We start from the raw sequence: 18629 nt of genomic DNA on the forward strand, positions 1-18629 counted from the left end.
GGATCAGTTCCTGGTCTCGGGTGCGGCAGGCAGGGCCTGCAGTTGCTGGTCACGTTGCTGGGGCGCGACCAGCAGGACGATTTCCACCCGTCGGTTCAGCGCCCGGCCTTCTGCGGTGTTGTTGGGGGCGACGGGGTCGCTGTCGGCACGGCCTTCGGCATGCAGGCGCTGGCGGTCGCGCAGCGAGCCGCCCAGCATCTGGGACACGGCCTGGGCGCGCTCCTGCGACAGGTTCCAGTTGGAGGGGAAGCGTGCCGTGCGTATGGGCAGGTTGTCGGTGTAGCCATTGACGACGACCTTGCCCGGCACTTCGTCCAGCGCCGCTGCCACGCGGTGGATGACCTGCACGTAGCGGGGCTTGACGACGGTGGCAGCCGGGTCGAACAGGCCGTCCCCGCGCAGGATGACGGTGCTGCGGTCGGCCTCGTCGCGCACGCTGACCAGGCCTTCGCGGATCTCGGGCTCCAGGAACTGGCGCAGCCGCGGCTTGAGCGTGGCGACGGTGGCAGCCGCCGAGGTGCGCGGGAAGCGGATCTCGTTGATGGCGGCGAACAGGTCGTCCGAACTGTTGGACAGCCGGTAGCTGAACCACAGGTAGATGAAGAACGCCAGCAGCAAGGTGATGGCCGCGGCCACCCACAGCGGCACCATGGCCCAGGGCGGGGAGGCCAGGCGCTGCACGCCACGCCAGTGCACGGACAGCAGGCTGCTGCGGTCGCCACGCGTGGATTCGATGAGCTGCAGCAGGCGCGCCTTCAGCGTTTCCAGCTGGGCGCGGCCGTTGTCGATCACGCGGTAGCGGCCTTCAAAGCCCAGCATCACGCAGTAGTACAGCAGCTCGATGAGGTCGATGTGCTGGTGCGGCGTCTGCACCAGGCGGGCCAGCAGCTGGAAGAATTTCTCGCCGCCCCAGGTTTCGTTGTGCAGTGCGACCAGCAGGCTGTGCTTGGGCCAGACGCCGGCACTGCCCCAGGGCGTCTGGGCGGCGGTCTCGTCCAGCACCGTGCAGATGCAGTAGCGTGCACCGATGATGGTTTCCATGGGCACGCCGCTGGCGCCTGCGCGCTGCTCGAACTCGCGGATGTGCTCGAGCAGCAGTTGCTGCAGCGCGCGCGGGTCCTCGTTGGTGACCATGGCGCGGATCTGGGGGATGAGGTTCAGCAGCCGGTTGGCGGCGGCCACCAGCGGGTTGCCGCCGCTGACCACGTCGGGCAGGTTGGAGCGCAGCGGCTCCTGGCCGGCAGGCGCGGGGGCGGCGCTGGCCGCGCCTTCGGCACGGCCCGTGTCGGCGTCGCCGCCCCAGGGCATTTGGTGGCTGATGTTGGAACTGTTCATGTCGGAAGATGCGTCGCGCCGTCAGCGGCGGATGGCCCAGAACTCCAGTTGCAGGTCGGGGAATTCGCCGGAGACGTGCATGGCAAGGCCGCCGGAGCTTTGCAGCTGGTTCCACAGATCGTGCGTGGTGTCCACCTCGAAATAGTTGTAGCCCGCGTGGTAGGGAATCTCGCGCGGGGCAATGGGCAGCGGCCGCAGCGTGACGCCGGGCAGGTGCAGGTTCACCAGGTCGCGTATGCGCTCCACGGGGCCCAGCTTGGTCTGGGTGGGAAAGTGGGTGCGCAGGAATTCCGGCGTGGTCTGGGCATGGGCGGCCAGCACGAAGTCGCAGGTGGTCAGCAGTTCGGTGGACGGGATCAGCGCCACGCGCACGCCGTACTGGCGGTCGTGCAGCGGGATCTGGATGGCGTTTTGCTCCAGCACCGAGGACAGGCTGCGCCGCAGCTCCAGCATCAGCGGCGGGAAGCTGCGCCGCAGGTCGTCGTGGTCGTAGGCGGGCAGCACCTCGGGGCGGCGGCGCTCGTGGTCGAAGGTGGTCAGCTCGGCGGCCAGGCGCAACAGTTCCTCGAACAGGCGCTCGGGGTGGATGCTGGCGGTGCGCACCCAGTGCTGGGCCGCGCCCGTCCAGTGGTTGATGAGCTGCAGCAGCAGGAAGTCGCCGACCTCGCCGATGCCGCCGCGCTCGGGCTGGATCATGCGCTGGGCCAGCACTTCACCGCGCTGGCGCAGCAGGCCGTGGATTTCCTTGCAGAAGGTGTTGAGCACCGAGCTGGGCCCGTTGTTGACCACGGTGGGGATGAAGCCGGGCTCCAGCAGCACGCCGCCGCTGGCCTGGCGCTCCACCACATGGGCCACGGGCAGGCTGACCCAGCCTTCGGTCAGCTCGTGGGCGGGGCGCAGGCTCAGGCGCAGCCGGCCCAGCTGCACCTCGGCGGGCTGGGCGCCAACGTCGTTGCTGTCCGCCACTTCGGTCACATCGCTGAGATAGCGCGCGGGGCTTTGCGTGCCTTCGCCAAAGGTGACCTCGCTGCCCGAGAAGCGGCGCAGCGGCAGCGCCAGGTGGACCACCATGTCCTTGAAGTCCTTGCCGATGTCCAGCGGCGTGGGGGCCTCGTCGTCGCCCGGCAGCTGGAACGGCGTGCCGTCGGGCAGCACGCCGTGGGCCGAACGGATTCCCAGCTTGCCCATGCGCAGCAGATCGGTGTCCAGCTCCAGTTCCGAGAAGCCCCAGAAAAAGGGCTGCCCCGGCAGGCTGCGTGACTGCAGTTGCCGGAACAGGAAGCGCTCCTGCTGCTGGAAGTGCTGGGGCCGAAGGAACATGCCCTCGGCCCAGATGACTTTGCGTTGCCAGACCATGGTGGATAGATGTGCGTTTATTGGGATGCGGGTTGAATGCGGACGGTGACCTCTTCGCGGGTCAGGTGCACCTGGTAGCGCACGGGCTGCAGCTTTTCGGTGGAGCCCATGCCCCACCAGCGCCGGCGCAGCTCGACGGAGTTGGGCGCCGCGGCCGAGGCGCGCCAGGTGCTGCGCTCCAGATCGCGGTAGGCGGCGAACAGGCCGAAGGCGCGCACATCGGGGTTGCCCTTGCGTTCTATGACCTGGCGCTGGCCGGGCGCGACCAGGAATTCCTCGCGCCGCACGAAGTCGCTGCCCAGCTGGCCATCGTCCTTGTCCTGCAGGTCGAAGAAGCCGGCGCGGTCGAAGGCGGCGGAGGCGCGCAGCTCGTAGATGCGCAGCAGCACGGGCTTGGGAATGCCTTCACGGTCGGGATTGATATCCATGTCCGCCACCACTTCGAATATGGCGGTGGGCACGGCCGTTGGCGCCACTTCGGGCGCACGGCTCAGGGGGTTGAGGGAGCCGCAGCCGGCCAGGCCGGTCACCACGGCCGTGCCCAGGCCCAAGGCGCCCAGCGTTTGCAGCGCCTGCCGGCGCCCCTGCGATCCCTGCGGTTCCTGTGATCTCCACATGGCTTCTCCTGTCTCGATGTCAGTCATTGGTTTCACGCGGGCAGATCCACACCGTCAGCGCGCTGAGGTTGTCCTGGTGCGGGTTGCCGCTGGATACGACGCGGCCGACCATGCGCTGTATCCACTCGTCGGGGCGTTGGCTGGCGGCCAGCAACTGCTCCATTTCCGACTCGTGCATGCCTTCCCACAGACCGTCCGAGCACAGCAGGAAGACATCGCCGGGCTCCAGGGCCACGGCGTCGGCGCGGATGCTGGGCGGCACCTGGCCCTCGGCGCCAATGGCGCCGGCCAGTACGTTGCGGTTGGGCAGGCGGCGCGGGTCGTCCTCTTCGTACAGGCCGGCGTGCAGCAGCTGCTGGACCAGGCTGTGGTCTTCGGTGCGCAGGTGCATGCGGCCCGCGCGGAACCAGTACAGGCGCGAGTCACCCCAGTGCGCCCACAGCGCGCGGCCCCGCTCGGTATCGATGCACAGCACCACCACGGTGGCGCTCATGTGCATGCGCGAGACCGAGGTGGACTGCTGGCCGCTGACGCGGTGCTCCGCCTGGGAAATCAGGGAGGCCAGGCTGGCGGGGGCGAACAGCGGGTTCTGCCGGAAGCCATCCACCACGGCCTGCACGGTGAGCTGGGCAGCGAGTTCGCCATGCCCATGCCCGCCTGCGCCGTCGGCCAGCGTGCAGCACAGGCCGCCGGCGCCCAGGTCCATCAGGCCCATGGCGTCTTCGTTGCTGGAGCGCCTGCCGCTGTGGGAGGCGCTGGCCACCTGGATGCTGTAGCGGTGGCCGTCTCCGTCGAGGTAGGCGATCACGGCTGGCCTTTCACGGACTGCTCGGCGTTTTCGTAGGCCTCGACGAAGGTGCGGCCCGAGAAGGCCATCAGGTCGTCCTCGGCATGGCGGCGCAGCACGTCGAAGTTGTGCTTGTAGTCATCCCACAGCGCGGCCTTGCGGCCATTGGTCAGCAGCTTGTCCAGCAGGCCGGGGTTGGTTTCTGTGCGGCGCTCCAGCTCGGTCGGGTCGAACCGGGTCAAGGCCTCGGCATAGGCGGCGCGGATGCCGGCCATCAGGGCCAGCTGGTGCACATGCAGGTCCTGGAAGGCGTCCTGCATGGCGGGCAGCGGCTTCATGAAGCCCGGGAAGGTCTGGTGGACCATCTGCATGAGCACGCCCTCGGAATTGGGCAGGAACTTGAGCGGGTTGTTGGCACCCGTGGCAATGATGGTCACGCCGGCGCGGAACTCGCGCTTGATCTCGGAGCGCGCGGCCAGCAGGTCGATGGTGCCCTGCACGGCAATGCGCAGGGCTTCGCCGAAAGTGCGCATGAATTCCGGTGTGACCTCGAAATGGGTCTTGGCCGGGTTCAGGCCTGCGCCCTCCATGAAGGCTGCGGCCAGTGCCTGCAGATCGGCGTTGGCGGCCGGCTGGGACTGCACGGGAATATCGACAGGCGCGGCAGTGGAGGGCAGGGCGCCGATGGGAATGGCGGCGTCGCCCTGGCCGAGGATGCTGGAGGCCGCGGGGATATCGACGTCGGCGCCTGTGCCAAGGGGGGGCGAGGCAGCGGCAACGGCAGCCCTGGCGACGGCCGCGACGGGTGCGACAGGCGCGACGTGGGCAAGACCGGACTTGAAGAGGTCCAGATCCAGTCCATTGGTGGGCAGCAGTCCGCCCAGCGCGGCCGGCTCGGCGGGGATCTGGGGCACGGGCGCCGGGGCAGGCGCGGCAACCGGAATGTCCTGTACCTGCGTCTGTACCTGCGCCTCTACCTGTACAGGAAGCTGCTCCTGCCCTGCAGGAATCACGGTATCGATCACAGGCGGGAGCACCGGCTCTGCGGGCTGCGCATGCGACTGCATGCGCGGCAGATTGAAGGCCTGGCCCAGCTCGGAGCCCCGGCCCGAGGCCTGCTGCAGCGGTTGCGCATCGGCGGGCAGGCCGCCCTGGTCGAACAGCGCAAGCGGGTCGAGCTTTTGGGATTGCTCGAAGCACGAAGGCAGGCCGGTATGGGAGGCATCATGCAAGGCCTCGGTGCTCAGGCCCTTGAGCGGCAGGGTGTGGACCATGCCGTCATGGCGCTGCTGTATCAGCTCGCCCGTGCCTTGCGATGGCAGGCCGGCCCAGCCTTCTTCCTGCTGCCGAGCCTGCTCGGGCGGCGGGGCAAAGGGGTCGAAATCATTGGGGATCAGCAGGGGGCGATGCTGCGCCTTGGCGGGCTGCGGCATGGCCAGTGCAGCCTGCTCGGGCGGGATGGCGCTCTCGGTCGAAGGCACGGCAGGGGTCTGGATGGCATCCAGGCTCAGTGCCGCCAGGCCTTCCCAGGGATCAGCGATGCCGGGGGCGGCGGCAGGCAATACGTCTGCCAGCGGCGCTGCCTCTGCCAGTGGCGCTGCTTCCGCGTTTTGCATTGCAGCTGAAGGCCGTGCCTCGAAAGGTGTGCCCGGCGCCACGGCGGCCAGGGTGTAGGCGCCGATGCGGATGCGCGCGCCCAGGGGCAGGGCCACTTCCTGGCCCGAACGCACGGGCTGTTCTGCCACCCAGATGGGATCGCGCTCGCTCAGGTTCGCAACAAAGGCTCCCTCGGAATCCAGCCTGACCATGGCGTGCACGCGCGCGACGGAAGCGTCCGGGTCCGAGATGATGAGCTTGTTCTGGCCACTGCGTCCGATCGTGCCGCCGGCCATGCCGAATACGGCATGCCAGTGGCGATCGACCGGAACGCCATCGTGGTCCACGACCCTGAGTTCGATTTTGTCCATGGAGTCTTAGGCTAGGCAGTTTTCAGGAAGCGTAGTGAGGCCTCAGGAGGCTTTGCGCGCGGGCGCAGGGCGCTTGTTGCGCAGCGCGGCGCGGGCGTTGTTGAACTCCCGGCCCCAGGTGGGATGGCCCTTTTCGGCCTCGGTCAGCTGGAAGGTGGGGTCCAGGGCCAGGGCCATGTCGAAGTGCTGGCGGCAGGGCTTGCGGCGGCCTTCCACGCAGTGGCTGAAGGCGATGTACTTCAGCGCCTTGACCTGGCTGCTCATGGGCAGTTCCTGCGCGGTGGACAGGGGCGTCAGCGCCGTTATGGCGTCCTCATAGCGGCCGTCCACGTAGAGCTGGATGGCTTCGACCAGCTCCTGCTCCTTGATCACCACGGGGTCCACGGGCTTGACGGGCTCCGGAGGCTGGACCACGGCCGGGGCCGGCTCGGGCTCCACGGGCTTGGGAGCGGTTTCACAGGCGGCCAGGCCGAAGGCAACGGCCAGGGCAAGGGTTAGGCGCTGGATGGAGTGAGGGATAGTCAGGGTCATGGACATGGTCAGCGGGCATCAAAGTCATGGGAAAGGGTCACCGACTGGCCGTCGGTGATGCGAATCACCTGCCGATAGCTCTCGAAGCCGGGATTGCGCAACTCCACCGTATGGGAGCCTGGCGCCAGCTTGAGCAGCACGACGGGAGGGGTGACGCCGGACGGCTTGCCGTTGATCAAGACATTCGCCCAGGGGCTGACCCTCAGGCGCAGGTTGTGATCTGTCCGCGGCGTTTCAGACCGTGCGGCCAGCGCGGTGGAGCGCGCTGGAGCAAGGCCGGGTGTCAGTGCGGTGATCGAGGTGATCACGCGGCTGTTCAATGCAAAGCCACCGGCCGTGGGGGCCGCCGGCGCCGTGCGCAGCCGCTGTGCGGAAGGGCAGCGCTGGATCCAGCGGTCCTGGGCGCGGCCGTAGGCATCTCTCCATGGCGTGCCCGTGGTTTCGTAGGCCTGCAGTGCAAAGCCGGGGTGTGCGGAGAACGCGGAGTCGAAGGCCGCCTCGCAGCGCGCCCATTCCTTGTGCGTGCAATAGGTGTAGGCCAGGTACTTGTGGGCGGAGGCCCGCTCCATGGGATCGGCCAGCCCGGCAAACAGCGCAGCCTGCAGCGCACGCTCGGCCTGGGCCAGGTCGCGCGCCTCGAACAGCGCAATACCCTGCGCCAGCTGCGGTCGTCCTGCCGAGCCGGTTTGGGCGGGCGCTGCCTCTTCGCATGCCGCCTGGGAATGCGCCAGGCAGGGCAGGCCGAGCACTGCAGTGCACAGCATCCATCGCCAGCGGTGGTTCATCAGTCGAGCCATGGGCCGCGCTCATTCGAAAAGATGGTTCACGGTCACCGACTCGCCCTTGGTGACCGTGATGGTCTTCGTCACCGTAGAGGCGGCACCCGGGTTGCTGATGTCGATGCGGTACTCGCCCTCTGGAAGCTCCATCTGGGTCAGCGGCGGGCTGGTGCGTGCCGGGGCGCGGTTCACGGAGACATAGCCCCAGGGCACGACCCTGAACACCACCTTGCCCGTGGCCGCCGCGGGCTTGACGGGGCGGGCTTCGGTTTTGGGCGGCTCGGTGGGCAACGGCTCGGACCCGGTGGCCACCGTGACGGGGGCGACGGGCGTGCTCTGCTCGGGCTGCGAAGGTGCAATCTCGGGCAACGCGGCCTGCTGTTCAGGCGAGGTCATGGGCTGCACCTGCTCCGTGGAGGCCAGCGAGGCCTCGTTGAGCAATTGCTTGAGCAGCGCCTGGGCCTCGGTGCGGTGCTGCCCTTCGGGGAAGCTGTCCAGGTAGTCCTGCAGGCGTGCCAGGCTGGACTGGCTTTGCGCCTGCTGCCAGGCCAGGCTGTCGCGTGCTGCCAGGGTCTTGGCGCGTGCCTGGTCCTGGGAATGGTCGTACCACAGCATGCCGCCACCCGCGATGGCAGCCAGCACCAGGGCGCCGATGGCCAACGGTACCGCAATGCTGCTGCGCCTGGCCTTGGGCGCAGCCTGGGCCCCCGCAGCTGGAGGCCGGACAGCCGGAGGCTTGCCTTGAGCGGCCGACGCTGCGGCGGGCTGCTCGGGAACGGGTGCAGGTGCTGAAGCCGTAGCCTGAACCGTAGCCTGAGGCGCCGGCATGCCTGGCAGTGCCTGGTCGATGTCGATGAACGGCCCGTTGCCCAGGCCCATCGGGTCGGCTGCGGATGCCTGAGGCGCAGATGGGAGTGCCATCTGAGGCGTCGCCATGGCAGCAGGTGTGCCGGGGGCCGGTGATGCCGGGGCCACGGGTGGAACCGTCGCCACAGGCGCCACAGGCGTAGCGGGTGCCACCGGCATGACCGTCGCCACGGGCGCAACCTGCGGGGTGGGGGCGGGAACGTAGGTTTCCGTGATCGGCAGGAACCGGGGTGCCTGCGCGGATGCCGACCCGCTGGCCATGGCGGCCTGAACGGACGCAGGCGTCGTGATCGGGATGTAGATGGGGCTGGGCTCCACAGGCGCAGGCGCCACCCGGTTTCCGGCAGACAGGCCCAGCAGGCTGCGCAGCTCGGCAATCGACTGGGGCCGGTCCTGCGGACGCACGGCCAGGGCTTTTTGCATGCCCTGCAGGAAAGCGTCGGAGTAGCCGGGAACCTGCTCGGAGGTCAGCGGCTGCATGGGGTCCGTGACCATGCGAGCCACCGAGGTGGCCGGGGTGCGGCCCGTGGCGGCCTGGTGAATGAGGGCGCCGACCTGGTAGATGTCCGTCCACGCGCCCTGGGGCATCGCGCCGTCGTCCACGTACTGCTCGATGGGTGCGAAACCGGGCTTGAGCACCATGGTCAGCGCCTGGGTCATGTCGCCGATGATGCGGCGCGCGGCGCCGAAATCCAGCAGCACGGGGCTGCCATCGCGCTGCACGAAGATGTTGTCCGGCGCGATATCGCGGTGGAAGCAGTCCTCGGCATGCAGGACCTCGAGCACATCGAGCAACGGGGCCAGCAGGGTGCTGAGCTGGGCCTGGTCGATGCGGCCCGACGATGCCTGCAGCACGCGGCCCAGCGTCTGGCCCTCGTAGTGGCGCATCACCATGTAGGCCGTGCCACCGGCTTCGAAGAAGCGGTAGACATGCACCAGGGTGGGGTGCGAGAAACGCGCCAGCAGGCGGGCCTCGTTGATGAAGCTGCGCAGCCCGGCGTCGAACGCGCCACGGTGCTGCGAGCGCACGTGCACCTGATGGGAGCTTTGCCGTCCGGCCAGGGCCGAAGGCATGTACTCCTTGATCGCGACCTCGCGGTCCAGCGAGAGGTCACGGGCCTTGTAGACGATGCCGAAACCGCCTTCGCCGATGACATCGAGCACGCGGTATTCGCCAATCTGGACACCTGCCGGAAGGCAGTTGGTCGAACATGCTGCTTCGCTATCCATGCAATCCCACCCAAGATGTTGTTTCCCACCCTGGCGGGCGATGTCTGTAGCGCAGCCAGGGTGCCGAACCTGTTCGAGGCCATTGGGCAAGGAGAAAGCCGGCATCACGCCGGCAATGCGTCTCTGCAACCCGTTGGTTTTCCTCAATCAGCCTATTGTCTGAAGCCGGGGGCCAAAGACGAGCGTCATGGATTCGTCATGAATACAAGATCGTATTTCAATCGGACTCCGAATGCGGCGTGAGTGTAGCTTGAGTTCCGCAAAAAGCCATGACACGAATCGAATGGATATGAGGTGGATACATTTTTTTTCAGATGTATCCGCCGTAACAATTCAGTCTGCTCAATTGTTTGTATTTTTCTGGCCTTATCCACTATCATCGCGGCTCCAACAAAGGAGGGCGGTTCACGACAGTGAGGATTGCAGGCGATCGTCAATACATTCCTTGACCATACAGGGTATGCGCCGCACTGATCTGAATCACGTGTTAAGTGAATCGGTTTCGTGCGCTCTACCCGAGAGTGGTTTCCCCTTTGTTCGCATGTGAACTATCCGATGCAATCAGGCTATTGGGTTGCATGCGAACGTTTAATCCATTAGTTCGAGAGGTGTGCAATGTCCGTTGATATGTTCATGAAGGTCGAGGGCGCCAGTGGCGAATCCCAGGATTCCAACCACAAGGGCTGGACCGACATCGACTCCTTCACCTGGGGCGCGACCCAGCCCAACACCATGTCCAGCGGCGGTGGTGCCGGCGCCGGCAAGGTGAGCTTTCATGACCTGAACGTCATCGCCAAGGTGGACAAGTGCTACCCCGCCGTGCTCAAGCACTGCGCCACGGGCAAGCACCTGGGCCAGGTCGACATCTCGCTGTGCAAGGCCGGCGGCTCGCAGATCGAGTTCACCAAGATCACCCTGACCGATGTCATGGTGACGAACGTGACCGTCAGCGGCGCCAACTCCTCTGACACCGTGACCGTGAACTACTCGTTCCAGGCTGCCAAGGTCAAGACCCAGTACTGGGAACAGACCAACCAGGGCGGCAAGGGCGCCGAGAGCCAGATGGGCTTCAACATCAAGGAAAACCGCGAAGCCTGAGTCTTCTTCCGCAGGCTTGCTGCTGCGGCGACGCGCGTCGGATGCATCTGGCGCGCGGATCGCCGTGGGCGCGCGGGAATATGGCCTCCATCTATCGATGGAGGCTTTTCAGTATGGAGGGCTGGAATCTGGCTGTGAATGGATTATCAGAGAGGACGTGCTTTGTGGCTGTGCCGGCAAGAGCACCGCTAGCAGATTCGCATGTCAGTTCCTTGACGTGGAACAGCCTTCCATTCCTGTCAGAAGCTGAATGTCAGGATATCTTGCAATATTTGACAAACACAGAAACCCATGGCCGCAGGCATGGGGTATGGACGTGCTCGCTGCACTGTGAGTGTGCAGGAATTCCTGTAAAAAAGGATTGGCGTGAATATGCGCAGGATTACCGTGTGTGGGTTCCTGTCTTTTTTGATCCAAACACTCTGAATGCCTGGTGCCGGGGCCTGCGAACCGTTGCGGTGCATGCGGTCCGTACGGCGGCGAGTGGCGGAGCATACACGAAGATCGGCCGTTGTCGAGAATATTTTTGTTGGTCCAATTATTAAAACGCAATTCGTTTCTTTAATAAATTCCACTGCCAACTTGTGTACAAGAAAGGGCACTGTTGCAAAGTTAGCGATGAGGCAGCCTTTTGTCTTATTCAAAGGCCTTACATTTCAAAAACTCTGCTTACCAGGCGCATTTCGCCCAGGGGATCACCATAATAAAATGCTGAGGCCTGGCCTTTGCGTAGTGCACGCATCACCTCAATACCTTTGATGGTGGCGTAAGCCGTCTTCATGGATTTAAATCCCAGCGTGGCGCCGATTATCCGTTTCAGTTTGCCATGATCGCATTCAATCACGTTGTTCCGGTACTTAATCTGTCGGTGTTCAACGTCAGACGGGCACCGGCCTTCGCGTTTGAGCAGAGCAAGCGCGCGACCATAGGCGGGCGCTTTATCCGTGTTGATGAATCGCGGGATCTGCCACTTCTTCACGTTGTTGAGGATTTTACCCAGAAACCGGTATGCAGCTTTGCTGTTACGACGGGAGGAGAGATAAAAATCGACAGTGCGGCCCCGGCTGTCGACGGCCCGGTACAGATACGCCCAGCGGCCATTGACCTTCACGTAGGTTTCATCCATGTGCCACGGGCAAAGATCGGAAGGGTTACGCCAGTACCAGCGCAGCCGTTTTTCCATTTCAGGCGCATAACGCTGAACCCAGCGGTAAATCGTGGAGTGATCGACATTCACTCCGCGTTCAGCCAGCATCTCCTGCAGCTCACGGTAACTGATGCCGTATTTGCAGTACCAGCGTACGGCCCACAGAATGATGTCACGCTGAAAATGCCGGCCTTTGAATGGGTTCATGTGCAGCTCCATCAGCAAAAGGGGATGATAAGTTTATCACCACCGACTATTTGCAACAGTGCCCCAATCTCGACTATGCTCAATACTCGTGTGCACCAAAGCGAGGTGAGCATGGCGACGGAGGCTCTGTTGCAAAGATTGGCGGCAGTCAGAGGTAGGCTGTCGCTCTGCGCCGATCAGGCGGCTGCTGCGAAATGGTGGTTGAGCATGCCCATGGCCTCCGTCAGCGCCGAGGGCCCAATGCCAAAAGCTCTCTCCACAAGGCGCACCTCGCCCCTGATGCCGGGCTGCAGGCACCAGGGGCGAGCCTGTCCTTTGCGCAGGGCTCGCATGACTTCGAATCCCTTGATCGTGGCATAGGCCGTGGGGATCGATTTGAAACCGCGCACCGGCTTGATCAGTATCTTGAGCTTTCCGTGATCGGCCTCGATCACGTTATTGAGATACTTCACCTGCCGGTGGGCCGTCTCCCGGTCCAGCTTTCCTTCGCGCTTCAATTCGGTGATCGCTGCACCATAGCTCGGCGCTTTGTCGGTATTGAGCGTGGCAGGCTTTTCCCAGTGCTTCAGGCCTCGCAGGGCCTTGCCCAGGAACCGCTTCGCTGCCTTGGCGCTGCGGGTCGGCGACAGGTAGAAATCGATCGTGTCGCCCCGCTTGTCGACTGCCCGGTACAGGTAGGTCCACTTGCCCCGCACCTTGACGTAGGTTTCATCCAGGCGCCAGCTCGGATCAAAGCCACGCCGCCAGAACCAGCGCAGCCGCTTCTCCATCTCCGGGGCGTAGCACTGGACCCAGCGATAGATCGTCGTATGGTCGACCGAAATGCCGCGTTCCGCCAGCATTTCCTCAAGGTCGCGATAGCTGATCGGATAGCGACAATACCAGCGCACCGCCCACAGGATCACATCACCCTGGAAATGGCGCCACTTGAAATCCGTCATCGTTCCGTCCGTCCAATCTCCGCCAAGCATGCTCAAGCTTCACGATTTTTGCAACAGAGCCCACACGAGTATTGAGCATAGTCGAGATTGGTGCAGATCACTTCTGATATTGAACTGTCAGGAGCTGGCTGCACAACAGCCATTACGCCCAATCAACTGGTGCAGTCGTCTTCTGAAAATGACATTTGGTATCTCTCATAAACGGATGTTTTTGAGAGAACTATCTTCGGCCTTCACACGCACGAAAGGCGGCGAAGCTCCGCCGTTAATCCGTCCGCCGGAGATCTCGCCCAGGCAGGCTGAAGGCCGAGCAAGCCTGACAGGCCCGAAAAGCCCGGCACGGGCGTCGGCGGCGATGACGGCGGCGGCATTATCCAGGGTTGATGATGGAAGTGGAGGATATCGACAACCTCTCGCGCAACCAAGACATCGCGGTCGGACTGCAAGTGATCTTGAAGCCACGGGCCCGTCCCACCCCGACATGGACCTCGATGCCCGAACGGACGTTAGATTTCGAGTTCTAGGCGTTCTGCGATGAAGGTTGGATCCCAGCCGGGATTGAAAGTGTCGACGTGGGTGAATCCGAGCCGCTCGTATAGGCCACGCAGGTTCGGGTGGCAGTCGAGCCGCAGCTTGGCGCACCCCTGCGTTCGCGCGGCATGGCGGCAAGCCTCGATCAGCGCGGAGCTGACACCCCGGCCCGCATGTGTCCGTCGCACCGCGAGCTTGTGCAGATATGCGGCCTCCCCCTTGAGGGCGTCGGGCCAGAACTCGGGATCCTCGGCCGACAAGGTGCAACAGCCGACGATGCCGTCGCTGCAACTCGCGACTAGGAGCTCGGATCTCAGGACGAAGGTCTCCGCGAATGTCCGGTCGATCCGCGCGACGTCCCAGGCGGGCGTTCCCTTGGCGGACATCCACGCCGCAGCGTCGTGCATCAGCCGCACAACCTCGTCGATATCACCCGAGCAGGCGACCCGAACGTTCGGAGGCTCCTCGCTGTCCATTCGCTCCCCTGGCGCGGTATGAACCGCCGCCTCATAGTGCAGTTTGATCCTGACGAGCCCAGCATGTCTGCGCCCACCTTCGCGGAACCTGACCAGGGTCCGCTAGCGGGCGGCCGGAAGGTGAATGCTAGGCATGATCTAACCCTCGGTCTCTGGCGTCGCGACTGCGAAATTTCGCGAGGGTTTCCGAGATGGTGATTGCGCTTCGCAGATCTCCAGGCGCGTGGGTGCGGACGTAGTCAGCGCCATTGCCGATCGCGTGAAGTTCCGCCGCAAGGCTCGCTGGACCCAGATCCTTTACAGGAAGGCCAACGGTGGCGCCCAAGAAGGATTTCCGCGACACCGAGACCAATAGCGGAAGCCCCAACGCCGACTTCAGCTTTTGAAGGTTCGACAGCACGTGCAGCGATGTTTCCGGTGCGGGGCTCAAGAAAAATCCCATCCCCGGATCGAGGATGAGCCGGTCGGCAGCGACCCCGCTCCGTCGCAAGGCGGAAACCCGCGCCTCGAAGAACCGCACAATCTCGTCGAGCGCGTCTTCGGGTCGAAGGTGACCGGTGCGGGTGGCGATGCCATCCCGCTGCGCTGAGTGCATAACCACCAGCCTGCAGTCCGCCTCAGCAATATCGGGATAGAGCGCAGGGTCAGGAAATCCTTGGATATCGTTCAGGTAGCCCACGCCGCGCTTGAGCGCATAGCGCTGGGTTTCCGGTTGGAAGCTGTCGATTGAAACACGGTGCATCTGATCGGACAGGGCGTCTAAGAGCGGCGCAATACGTCTGATCTCATCGGCCGGCGATACAGGCCTCGCGTCCGGATGGCTGGCGGCCGGTCCGACATCCACGACGTCTGATCCGACTCGCAGCATTTCGATCGCCGCGGTGACAGCGCCGGCGGGGTCTAGCCGCCGGCTCTCATCGAAGAAGGAGTCCTCGGTGAGATTCAGAATGCCGAACACCGTCACCATGGCGTCGGCCTCCGCAGCGACTTCCACGATGGGGATCGGGCGAGCAAAAAGGCAGCAATTATGAGCCCCATACCTACAAAGCCCCACGCATCAAGCTTTTGCCCATGAAGCAACCAGGCAATGGCTGTAATTATGACGACGCCGAGTCCCGACCAGACTGCATAAGCAACACCGACAGGGATGGATTTCAGAACCAGAGAAAGAAAATAAAATGCGATGCCATAACCGATTATGACAACGGCGGAAGGGGCAAGCTTAGTAAAGCCCTCGCTAGATTTTAATGCGGATGTTGCGATTACTTCGCCAACTATTGCGATAACAAGAAAAAGCCAGCCTTTCATGATATATCTCCCAATTTGTGTAGGGCTTATTATGCACGCTTAAAAATAATAAAAGCAGACTTGACCTGATAGTTTGGCTGTGAGCAATTATGTGCTTAGTGCATCTAACGCCTGAAATAAGCCGTGCCGCGAAGCGGCATCGGCTTGATTGAATTGTTAGACGGCAAACTCGAGCCAATACTTGTGCAGGCCAACAATATTAGACGAGCACAGCATGGGCATTGCCGCTTTGATCTTCTCCAGTGACCAATTCCACCACTCCATCTCCAGAAGCAATGAAATTTCCTCATCGGTGAAGCGTTTCTTAATCTTCTTAGCGGGATTGCCGCCAACGATAGCGTAAGGCTCCACATCTTTTGTCACCAACGAGCGGCTGCCTATCACCGCACCGTGCCCGATCTTGATTCCGGGCATGACCATTGCCTCAGAGCCGATCCAAACGTCATTGCCAATGACAGTATTACCTGCTTTTTGGAAGGCATCGAGTGCGCTTGAGAATGCAGGTTCTTCCTGCATATAAAAGAACGGGAAAGATGATGCCCAGTCGTACCGATGCCCCTGATTGCCAGCCATGATAAAGGAAGCCCCACTCCCGATAGAGCAGAAACTACCGATGATCAACTTATCAACGTCATCACGGTCCGGAAACAGATACCGTGCGCAGTCATCGAATGAGTGCCCATGATAGTAGCCAGAGTAATAGCTGTACCGCCCAACTTTGATATTGGGGTTCTTCACTTGCTCAGAAAGCAGCTTGCCTTTGAAGGGGCTATCAAAGTAGTTGGTCATAAGAGATCCCGCGGTCTGTGACTTTGCCGTCTAACGGACTAGGTAAGCCGCCCGCAGCATGCGGGTCGGCTTGAGCGCCGGGTTAGACCCAAAGCGCAAAAACGAAAGTGACCGCACAGGCCACGGACTACGAAAACAATAGCTGCTTGCGCTTGCTGCACAAGGGCTAGAGGCCAAAAAGGCTTGAAACTGGCGCAACCCACGCAGGCGAAGCCCGAGCGAACGCCAAACACCCAGCGGATAAACGCTTGCGAGGGTAAATGGCGTTTGAATATTCATGGGCTGAAATGAGCAGGAATAAAAAGCAGGCTAACGCCTGAGTTAAGCCGGAGCGCTTTGCGGCCGCGGCGTTGTGACAATTTACAGAACAACTCCGCGGCCGCGAAGCGATCTCGGCTTGAACGAATTGTTAGACCGCGCTTAGAAGAACTCATCCAAGATCCGGTAGTACTCAATCTTAGCTATGTTCGGATTTGGCTCTCCATACTCGATGAAGAACTGGTTAGTGAGTTCTGGTCCAAATACCGCGTCAATGTTTCTCGATGCAAGCGCCAGGTCTTGATACTTATCGGCAAGCCCGACCCGACCGCAGTCTATGAAGCCGACGAAGGCATTACCTTGGAAGATGAAGTTCTCGGGACAGGCGTCGCCATGTGTGACTACCAGCTGCTCCGCTCCAGGCATTTGTATAAAAAGTTGCTCGTAAACATCCCGCGCCAGCATGCCTTGCCTTGCGTGATCAAAGTCCTCCTCATCAACTAACCCGGCTTCCAAACGGCCCGAAGCCAGCTTCAGTCGCAGGTGGAGCCTTTCGTCGAATGGGCAATCGTCAGGCGAGATCGAATGGAGGTCGCGTAACGCTCGTGCCATCTCTGCAACAACAATAACTGGATCTGCATCTGCGGCGTCAGCGGCATTGTGGCCAATCAATGCTTTTGTCAACAGGATGGTGACAGTTGAAGTCGAGACATATGAGATCACTTCCGGTACGAGAGCTCGTGTTCTGAGCCATCTAGTGCGCTGATGCTCTTGAAGAATTTCTTGAGCAGAAGATCCGGAGGCGTACTTTAGATACGCGGTATTGCGATCAGGAAATAGAACTCGAATCACTCGAGCATCTGACTGACCATACTCAACTTCTTCAAAAGTGCATTCATCCAACAAGGGTGAAAGCAAATTCTTTAGTTCAGATACTTCGTCGAGGGCGACTGTCATAGCGGTCTAACGTTTGACATGAGGGGCGGCCAAGGGCGCCAGCCCTTGGACGTCCCCCTCGATGGAAGGGTTAGGCATCACTGCGTGTTCGCTCGAATGCCTGGCGTGTTTGAACCATGTACACGGCTGGACCATCTGGGGTGGTTACGGTACCTTGCCTCTCAAACCCCGCTTTCTCGTAGCATCGGATCGCTCGCAAGTTGCTCGGCGACGGGTCCGTTTGGATCTTGGTGACCTCGGGATCATTGAACAGCAACTCAACCAGAGCTCGAACCAGCTTGGTTCCCAAGCCTTTGCCCAGTTGTGATGCATTCGCCAGTGACTGGTCTATTCCGCGTACTCCTGGATCGGTTTCTTCTTCCCACCATCCGTCCCCGCTTCCAAGAGCAACGTACGACTGGGCATACCCAATCGGCTCTCCATTCAGCATTGCAATGTATGGAGTGACGGACTCTTGCGCTAAAACGCTTGGCAAGTACTGTTCCTGTACGTCAGCAAGTGTCGGGCGTGCTTCTTCTCCGCCCCACCACTCGACGATATGAGATCGATTTAGCCACTCATAGAGCATCGCAAGGTCATGCTCAGTCATGAGGCGCAGTGTGACGGAATCGGTGCTGTTGGTCACGATGCTGTACTTTGTGATGCCTAACTTTGTTTTAGGGCGACTGCCCTGCTGCGTAACATCGTTGCTGCTCCATAACATCAAACATCGACCCACGGCGTAACGCGCTTGCTGCTTGGATGCCCGAGGCATAGACTGTACAAAAAAACAGTCATAACAAGCCATGAAAACCGCCACTGCGCCGTTACCACCGCTGCGTTCGGTCAAGGTTCTGGACCAGTTGCGTGAGCGCATACGCTACTTGCATTATAGCTTACGAACCGAACAGGCTTATGTCCACTGGGTTCGTGCCTTCATCCGTTTCCACGGTGTGCGTCACCCGGCAACCTTGGGCAGCAGCGAAGTCGAGGCATTTCTGTCCTGGCTGGCGAACGAGCGCAAGGTTTCGGTCTCCACGCATCGTCAGGCATTGGCGGCCTTGCTGTTCTTCTACGGCAAGGTGCTGTGCACGGATCTGCCCTGGCAGGGCATCAACGAAGACCAGAACCTGGGCATCGCCATCACCCGCCGTGCGCTGGAAGCCCCGCTGCGCGCCATCGTGGCCAACGCCGGTGAAGAACCGAGCGTGATCGTGGCCAACGTCAAGGCCGGCGAAGGCAGCTACGGCTACAACGCCGCCACCGGCGAGTTCGGCGACATGATCGCCATGGGCATCCTGGACCCGACCAAGGTGACCCGCTCGGCCCTGCAGCACGCCGCTTCCGTCGCCGGCCTTGCGATCACGACCGAAGTGGTCGTGGCCGAAGTGCCGAAGAAGGAAGAGCCGGCCATGCCGGGTGCTGGCGGTATGGGCGGCATGGGCGGCATGGATTTCTGATCCGGTTGG

Annotated in this window: 18 protein-coding genes and 2 pseudogenes; 3 read left to right on the forward strand and 17 right to left on the reverse strand. The window is 62.4% G+C overall.

What is annotated here, in order from left to right:
- Positions 1-3 precede the first annotated feature (3 nt).
- From ACFPFG_RS00165 to ACFPFG_RS00200, 8 genes are read right to left on the reverse strand one after another with little or no spacing between them, the layout of a single operon-like run.
- The gene (locus ACFPFG_RS00165; RefSeq protein ID WP_012205670.1) at positions 4-1335 is read right to left on the reverse strand and encodes a DotU family type VI secretion system protein; all 1332 of its coding nucleotides are present in this window, start codon (positions 1333-1335) and stop codon (positions 4-6) included.
- A 21-nt stretch (positions 1336-1356) separates the two neighbouring features.
- Positions 1357-2691, reverse strand: coding sequence for a type VI secretion system baseplate subunit TssK (tssK, locus tag ACFPFG_RS00170; protein ID WP_183021379.1), 1335 nt, complete (start codon positions 2689-2691; stop codon positions 1357-1359).
- Between the two features lie 17 nt (positions 2692-2708).
- Positions 2709-3308 (reverse strand): type VI secretion system lipoprotein TssJ, encoded by a 600-nt coding sequence (gene tssJ, locus ACFPFG_RS00175; RefSeq protein ID WP_183021378.1) that lies wholly within the window; start codon positions 3306-3308, stop codon positions 2709-2711.
- Positions 3309-3327: 19 nt separating this feature from the next.
- Complete coding sequence (locus tag ACFPFG_RS00180) at positions 3328-4116, reverse strand: PP2C family protein-serine/threonine phosphatase (protein ID WP_380104297.1); 789 nt, start codon at positions 4114-4116, stop codon at positions 3328-3330.
- Complete coding sequence (gene tagH, locus ACFPFG_RS00185) at positions 4113-6062, reverse strand: type VI secretion system-associated FHA domain protein TagH (protein ID WP_380104299.1); 1950 nt, start codon at positions 6060-6062, stop codon at positions 4113-4115. The genes ACFPFG_RS00180 and tagH overlap by 4 nt, the downstream gene beginning before the upstream one ends.
- A gap of 42 nt (positions 6063-6104) precedes the next feature.
- Positions 6105-6593, reverse strand: coding sequence for a TssQ family T6SS-associated lipoprotein (locus tag ACFPFG_RS00190; protein WP_232245804.1), 489 nt, complete (start codon positions 6591-6593; stop codon positions 6105-6107).
- An 8-nt stretch (positions 6594-6601) separates the two neighbouring features.
- The gene (locus tag ACFPFG_RS00195; RefSeq protein WP_312379341.1) at positions 6602-7390 is read right to left on the reverse strand and encodes a PEGA domain-containing protein; all 789 of its coding nucleotides are present in this window, start codon (positions 7388-7390) and stop codon (positions 6602-6604) included.
- Between the two features lie 9 nt (positions 7391-7399).
- The gene (locus ACFPFG_RS00200; RefSeq protein ID WP_183018155.1) at positions 7400-9469 is read right to left on the reverse strand and encodes a serine/threonine-protein kinase; all 2070 of its coding nucleotides are present in this window, start codon (positions 9467-9469) and stop codon (positions 7400-7402) included.
- A 615-nt stretch (positions 9470-10084) separates the two neighbouring features.
- On the opposite strand from ACFPFG_RS00200, the gene ACFPFG_RS00205 reads away from it, so the two are divergent.
- Positions 10085-10567: an Hcp family type VI secretion system effector gene (locus ACFPFG_RS00205; RefSeq protein ID WP_013802370.1), complete on the forward strand. Its 483-nt coding sequence runs from the start codon at positions 10085-10087 to the stop codon at positions 10565-10567.
- Positions 10568-11216: 649 nt separating this feature from the next.
- On the opposite strand, the gene ACFPFG_RS00210 is transcribed toward ACFPFG_RS00205, so the two are convergent.
- From ACFPFG_RS00210 to aac(6')-Ib, 9 genes are all read right to left on the reverse strand, one after another.
- Positions 11217-11921 (reverse strand): IS6-like element IS26 family transposase, encoded by a 705-nt coding sequence (locus ACFPFG_RS00210; RefSeq protein ID WP_001067855.1) that lies wholly within the window; start codon positions 11919-11921, stop codon positions 11217-11219.
- Positions 11922-12097: 176 nt separating this feature from the next.
- On the reverse strand, positions 12098-12862 hold the full coding sequence (locus ACFPFG_RS00215; RefSeq protein ID WP_001389365.1) for an IS6-like element IS6100 family transposase: 765 nt from the start codon (positions 12860-12862) through the stop codon (positions 12098-12100).
- Positions 12863-13368: 506 nt separating this feature from the next.
- A complete protein-coding gene (locus tag ACFPFG_RS00220; protein WP_000376623.1) occupies positions 13369-13869 on the reverse strand; it encodes a GNAT family N-acetyltransferase in 501 nt (166 codons plus the stop codon).
- 127 nt (positions 13870-13996) lie between these two features.
- On the reverse strand, positions 13997-14836 hold the full coding sequence (gene sul1, locus ACFPFG_RS00225) for a sulfonamide-resistant dihydropteroate synthase Sul1 (protein WP_000259032.1): 840 nt from the start codon (positions 14834-14836) through the stop codon (positions 13997-13999).
- On the reverse strand, positions 14830-15177 hold the full coding sequence (locus tag ACFPFG_RS00230) for a quaternary ammonium compound efflux SMR transporter QacE delta 1 (protein WP_000679427.1): 348 nt from the start codon (positions 15175-15177) through the stop codon (positions 14830-14832). The genes sul1 and ACFPFG_RS00230 overlap by 7 nt, the downstream gene beginning before the upstream one ends.
- 156 nt (positions 15178-15333) lie before the next feature.
- Positions 15334-15966, reverse strand: a complete 633-nt coding sequence (locus ACFPFG_RS00235) for a type B-3 chloramphenicol O-acetyltransferase CatB3 (protein ID WP_000186237.1) — start codon at positions 15964-15966, stop codon at positions 15334-15336.
- Positions 15967-15996: 30 nt separating this feature from the next.
- A complete protein-coding gene (locus tag ACFPFG_RS00240) occupies positions 15997-16245 on the reverse strand; it encodes a DUF1010 domain-containing protein (RefSeq protein WP_380104324.1) in 249 nt (82 codons plus the stop codon).
- Between the two features lie 141 nt (positions 16246-16386).
- On the reverse strand, positions 16387-17181 hold the full coding sequence (gene aph(3')-XV, locus ACFPFG_RS00245; protein ID WP_019407932.1) for an aminoglycoside O-phosphotransferase APH(3')-XV: 795 nt from the start codon (positions 17179-17181) through the stop codon (positions 16387-16389).
- Positions 17182-17251: 70 nt separating this feature from the next.
- Positions 17252-17806 carry an AAC(6')-Ib family aminoglycoside 6'-N-acetyltransferase gene (gene aac(6')-Ib, locus ACFPFG_RS00250; protein ID WP_012695458.1) on the reverse strand — a complete coding sequence of 185 codons (555 nt, stop codon included), beginning with the start codon at positions 17804-17806 and terminating at the stop codon, positions 17252-17254.
- Positions 17807-17966: 160 nt separating this feature from the next.
- Between aac(6')-Ib and intI1 the strand changes: the two are divergent.
- Both intI1 and ACFPFG_RS00260 read left to right on the forward strand, forming a co-directional pair.
- Positions 17967-18266 (forward strand): annotated as a pseudogene (intI1, locus tag ACFPFG_RS00255) (class 1 integron integrase IntI1); the annotation flags it as partial.
- Positions 18267-18620: pseudogene (locus tag ACFPFG_RS00260) on the forward strand (TCP-1/cpn60 chaperonin family protein); the annotation flags it as partial.
- Positions 18621-18629 lie beyond the last annotated feature (9 nt).

Origin of the sequence: Delftia deserti, from assembly GCF_042653485.1 — a bacterium.
In the GTDB taxonomy this organism is placed as follows: Bacteria; Pseudomonadota; Gammaproteobacteria; order Burkholderiales; family Burkholderiaceae_C; genus Comamonas; species Comamonas acidovorans.